The sequence below is a fragment of the Bradyrhizobium sp. genome (assembly GCF_050014615.1).
Classification (GTDB): Bacteria; Pseudomonadota; Alphaproteobacteria; order Rhizobiales; family Xanthobacteraceae; genus Bradyrhizobium.
In genome coordinates this window covers 1-5,380 of the sequence record NZ_JBEKCZ010000283.1, presented here as the reverse complement: position 1 = coordinate 5,380, position 5,380 = coordinate 1, and the positions used below count along the sequence as shown (strand labels likewise).

The 5,380-nt window shown below is 63.8% G+C and carries 4 protein-coding genes; all 4 read left to right on the top strand.

Features of this window, described 5'->3' with window-relative positions:
* Window positions 1-189: 189 nt before the first annotated feature.
* Complete coding sequence (gene ftsZ, locus ABR948_RS27960; RefSeq protein WP_428124285.1) at window positions 190-1,980, top strand: cell division protein FtsZ; 1,791 nt, start codon at window positions 190-192, stop codon at window positions 1,978-1,980.
* A 349-nt stretch (window positions 1,981-2,329) separates the two neighbouring features.
* The gene (gene lpxC / locus ABR948_RS27955) at window positions 2,330-3,289 is read left to right on the top strand and encodes a UDP-3-O-acyl-N-acetylglucosamine deacetylase (protein ID WP_428124283.1); all 960 of its coding nucleotides are present in this window, start codon (window positions 2,330-2,332) and stop codon (window positions 3,287-3,289) included.
* Window positions 3,290-3,704: 415 nt separating this feature from the next.
* The gene (locus tag ABR948_RS27950; protein ID WP_428124281.1) at window positions 3,705-4,610 is read left to right on the top strand and encodes an outer membrane protein assembly factor BamD; all 906 of its coding nucleotides are present in this window, start codon (window positions 3,705-3,707) and stop codon (window positions 4,608-4,610) included.
* Window positions 4,611-4,616: 6 nt separating this feature from the next.
* Window positions 4,617-5,380, top strand: a 764-nt coding sequence (locus tag ABR948_RS27945) for an AAA family ATPase (RefSeq protein ID WP_428124279.1), incomplete at its 3' end; no start/stop codon positions are given.

Below are 5,380 nucleotides of genomic sequence, written 5' to 3'. Positions count from 1 at the left end.
GCTCATCTTGAACACGTCGAACCGCGGCATACGCGGCAGCTCAGGACAGGGACTGACGGCTATTTCGGAAAGGTCGGACGATGGCTTCGAGAGGGCTTCTGATGAATCTTTTCCGCATCCTTCGATCTTCACCAATTCCCGCGGCCGTCGGCCGGGGCGAACCAACGCGCGCGTAATCGAGAGGCAACCATGGCACTCAATCTAACACCCCCTGACATCAGCGAGCTGAAACCACGGATTACCGTCTTTGGCGTAGGTGGGGCTGGCGGCAACGCCGTCAACAACATGATCACCGCCGGATTGCAGGGCGTCGATTTCGTCGTCGCCAATACCGACGCGCAGGCGCTGACCATGTCCAAGGCGCAGCGCATCGTGCAGATGGGCACCCAGGTCACCCAGGGCCTCGGCGCCGGTTCGCAGCCGGATGTCGGCGCGGCGGCGGCCCAGGAGGTCATCGATGAAATCCGCGATCATCTCTCCGGCGCCAATATGGTGTTCGTCACCGCCGGCATGGGCGGCGGCACCGGCACCGGCGCCGCGCCCGTCATCGCCAAGACCGCGCGCGACATGGGCATCCTCACCGTCGGTGTCGTCACCAAGCCGTTCCACTTCGAAGGCCAGCGCCGCATGCGCACCGCCGAGGCCGGCATTGCCGAACTCCACAAGGTGGTCGATACGCTGCTGATCATCCCGAACCAGAACCTGTTCCGGGTCGCCAACGAAAAGACCACCTTCGCTGACGCCTTCGCGATGGCCGACCAGGTGCTCTATTCGGGCGTCGCCTGCATCACCGACCTGATGGTCAAGGAAGGCCTGATCAACCTCGACTTCGCCGACGTCCGCGCCGTGATGCGCGAAATGGGCAAGGCGATGATGGGCACCGGCGAAGCCTCCGGCGACAAGCGCGCTTTGACCGCGGCGGAGGCCGCGATCGCCAATCCGCTGATCGACGATTCCTCGATGAAGGGGGCCCGTGGCCTCTTGATCTCGATCACCGGCGGCAAGGATCTGACGCTGTTCGAGGTCGACGAAGCCGCGACCCGGATTCGCGAAGAGGTCGACCAGGACGCCAATATCATCGTCGGCGCCACTTTCGACGAGACCCTCGACGGCGTGATCCGCGTTTCCGTCGTGGCCACCGGCATCGAACAGGCGCTGATCTCGCGCGCCTCAACGACGCCGGCTGCAGCCGTGACCAATGCCGTGACCCCGGATACAAGGCTGGCCGACCTGACCGCACGGCTGCGCGCCGATAACCAGCGCCTGGCCGAACGCGCCCAGAAGCTGGAGGCGCCGAGCGCTGCGCCGCAGACGGCTCCCGTCGCGCCGCCGCAACGCACCTCGGGCAGCGTCGAACGTGCGGCGCTCGCGGCCATCGCCGCGGCGGTCGCGCCGGAAGCTTCGCAGCCGACGGTATCGGCGCCGCTGCAGCCCGCATCCTACGGCGACGTCACGGTTCGCCCGATCGCGCAGAAGCCATCCCTGTTCCCGGATCATGATGTCGCCCCTGTCGCGGTCCATGAGCCGGCAACACCCGATACGTTCATCCCGCAAGCGGCCGAACGGCCGCCGGTTCGCACCCCCCGGATGCCGAAATTCGAAGATCTGCCGATGCCCGCGCAGAACGAAATTCGGCAGGCGCGCGGTGAAGTCGACGAGGAGCATCCGCAAAAAACCCGGATGTCGCTGCTGCAGCGTCTCGCCAATGTCGGCCTCGGCCGCCGTGACGAGGAGACCGAGCCGCCGATCGCGGCCCGCGCCTCAGGTCCGGCGATGGCGCCGATGCCGCCGCTGCCGGAGCGCAAGGCCCAACGCTCGGTCGCGCAGCAAATCGCGGCCAACGAACCGGTATCTGAATACGCTCGCCGGCCGGCGCCCCAGGGATTGGACGCGCATGGTCGTCCGGCGCCTGTGGCGGCGGCGCCACAGGGCGACGACCATCTTGATATTCCGGCCTTCCTGCGCCGCCAGTCCAACTGAGGTTTGTTACAATTCTGACGACATGAAAGGTCCCGGCCAAACAGGCCGGGACCTTCTTCTTTTGCGCCGGGCGTGGCGGCGGCGCCGTTCTCAAGCAACTGATTTTAAATGATTAATTATGTATTTCGTGGTCAACTAAGGGGATCAAGACCGCGCCTTTCGGGGGCGGAGTTTGGTTAACCTTTGGCGTGAATACGGCAGAGATTGGGTAACAATCGGTAAAAAAGCGTGAGTTGGCGCCCTTTGAGGCAATGACTATGGTCTGCCGTGACTTGGGGATACTTAAGACGAATCGGTAGGCCTAATCGGGTCGTTCGATCTTTAAGTAAAGTCGGTGGGCAGTTTGCGAATGAAGTTTAGCCGGCAGACAACGCTTCGGTCGCAAGCCAACGTAACAGGTGTCGGCGTTCATTCTGGTTTACCGGTCAATTTGACGCTCGGGCCTGCATCTGTCGATGCGGGCTTTGTTTTTGTGCGCAGCAACCCCGACGGTTGCGACCGCGAAGTGCAGGCGTCGGCGGAAGCCGTGATCGCCACCGAATTCGCGACCGTGCTGGGCGACCGTGAAGGCCCGCTGGTCTCCACCGCCGAACACGTCCTTGCTGCACTGCGCGGCATGGGCGTCGACAACGCCACGATCGAAGTCGATGGTCCGGAAGTTCCGATCATGGACGGCAGCGCCGCCGCTTTCGTCGCCGCGATCGATCAGGCCGGTATCGTTACCCAGTCGGCATCGCGCCGTTTCATCCAGGTGCTGAAACCGGTGCAGGTCACGATGGGCCACTCGTTCGGCGAGATCAGGCCCTATGCAGCGGGCTTCCGGGCCGAGGTCGAAATCGATTTCGCCAATCCGGTGATCGGCCGTCAGAATTATATGATCGATCTCAGCCCCGAACGGTTCCGCCGCGAGATCTGCCGCGCCCGTACCTTCGGATGCATGAACGATGTGGCGCGGCTCTGGAGCGCGGGCTTTGCGCTGGGCGCCTCGTTTGAGAATTCGGTGGTGTTCGATGAAACCCGCCTGCTCAACAATGAGGGCCTGCGCTATCCCGACGAATGCGCGCGCCACAAGGTTCTCGACGTCGTCGGCGATCTTGCGCTGGCCGGTCTGCCGCTGCTGGGCGCCTACCGCTCGGTGCGTGGCGGCCACAAGCTCAACCACGCGGTGCTGACGGCCTTGATGGCCGATCGCAGTGCCTGGCGGGTGATCGAGGCGGAAACGGCACGCCGTTCGCGCGGCCACGCCGAAGTCGGCAGCGGCATGGTCGGTGGCATGGTCGCCCCGGCCTACGGCCCGGACGTGTCCTGAGCGTCGTCTCCGACGTCTCCTGAGCGTCCCCTTGGACGTCTCCTGAGCGTCCCCTTGGACGTCTCCTGAGCGTCCCCTTGGACATCTCCTGACTTTCGTCTCCGAAATGTCCTGACTTTCGCCTTCGAAACGTCCTGACTTTCACCCTTTGAAATGTCCTGACCGTCGTTTCCGATTTGGCGCAGTAACCATGATTGGCCACGATCCGCTCGGACCGCCTTAATCCGGGCGAAATGCCTGCGTATCCGATTGGTTAAGGGTCCTTTTTCGGCTAAACAGGCGTGCGGTCGCATCACAGGGTGCCGCGGGCATCCATTCACCGCGTCCATGACCACGCGCAGGGCGCGCGGCGGGCATCACAGCGTCAGGTCTTAAACTTGCCAGGTCTTAAATTGCAGCGTCAGGTCTTAGTTTAATGTCGGCACAGCGCATGACGCTCGCACACCACAAATTGACGTCGGACCTGCGTCGGCCATTGCGTCTGGCCGCGGGCCTCGCCTTTCTCGCGATCTCGCTCGGCGGATGCAGCGCCGCTACCGACGCCTGGGACAAGGTTTTCTCCAAGGACGACACCTTCGTCGAAGAGCCCGCGGAAAAGCTCTACAATGAGGGCTTGTTCCTGATGAACGAAGGGCACGATCCGAAGGCGGCATCGAAGAAATTCGAGGAAGTCGATCGCCAGCATCCTTATTCCGACCTGGCGCGTAAATCGCTGCTGATGTCGGCCTATGCTTTCTACAGTGCCAAGGACTACGACAGCTGCATCGGGGCGGCGACGCGTTACGTCACCCTGCATCCGGGCAGCCCCGACGCCGCCTATGCGCAATTTCTGATCGCGGCCTCGCATTACGACCAGATCCCGGACGTCAGCCGTGATCAGGGCCGGACCGAGAAGGCCATTGCGGCGCTGGATGAGGTGGTCCGCAAGTACCCGACCTCGGAATACGCCGTCAGCGCCAAGGCCAAGCTGGAAGCCGCGCGCGACCAGCTCGCCGGCCGCGAAATGACTGTCGGCCGCTATTACATGGAAAAGCGCAACTACACCGCCGCCATCAACCGCTTCAAGACCGTGGTGACCCAGTATCAGACCACGCGGCATGTCGAGGAAGCGCTGGCCCGGCTGACCGAGGCCTATATGGCGATCGGAGTCGTCAGCGAGGCCCAGACCGCCGCCGCCGTGCTCGGGCATAATTTTCCCGACAGCCGCTGGTACAAGGACGCCTATAATCTTGTAAAGTCCGGCGGCCTCGAGCCGAGCGAGGACAGGGGGTCCGCCATTTCAAGGGCCTTCCAGAAACTGGGTCTCGCTAGTAGGAATTGATCTCGCATGCTGGCCCGTCTTTCGATCCGTGACATCGTCCTGATCGAACGGCTCGATATCGAGTTTTCCCGTGGCCTTGCGGTTTTGACCGGCGAGACCGGCGCGGGCAAATCCATCCTTCTCGATGCATTCGCGCTGGCGCTCGGCGGCCGCGGCGATGCCGGCCTGGTGCGGCACGGCGCGGAGCAGGGCCAGGTCACCGCGGTGTTCGATATCCCCAAGGGCCATCCGGCCTCGGTGATCCTTGCTGACAACGGTCTTGAAGATACCGGCGAGATGATCCTGCGCCGGGTGCAGCTTGCCGATGGCCGCACCCGCGCTTTCATCAACGATCAGGCGATCAGCGTGCAGACCTTGAAGGCGGTCGGCTCGGCATTGGTCGAAATTCACGGCCAGCACGACGAGCGCGCGCTGGTCGATGCTTCGACCCACCGGAAATTGCTCGATGCCTTTGCCGGGCTCGAGAAGGACGTCGCGGCGCTCGAGCTGCTCTGGGACACCAGGCGCGCCGCCAATAATGTGCTCGACGAGCATCGCGCCGGCATGGAGCGCGCGGCCCGCGAAGCCGACTATCTGCGCCATGCCGCCGATGAGCTGAAGGCGCTGGCACCCAAGGACGGCGAGGAGGCCGCCCTTGCGGGGCGCCGCACCACCATGATGCAGGGCGAGAAGATCGCGACCGATTTGCGCGAGGCGCAGGACGCCGTCAGCGGCCATCATTCGCCGGTGGCGGCCTTGTCGGCGGCGGTACGCCGGCTGGAACGGCGGGC

What these genes read in the sequence shown, in the direction of transcription:
- ABR948_RS27950 (WP_428124281.1), top strand. Translation starts at nt 3,705, where the DNA reads ATGTCGGCACAGCGCATGACGCTCGCACACCACAAATTGACGTCGGAC.
- lpxC (WP_428124283.1), top strand. Translation starts at nt 2,330, where the DNA reads ATGAAGTTTAGCCGGCAGACAACGCTTCGGTCGCAAGCCAACGTAACA.
- ftsZ (WP_428124285.1), top strand. Translation starts at nt 190, where the DNA reads ATGGCACTCAATCTAACACCCCCTGACATCAGCGAGCTGAAACCACGG.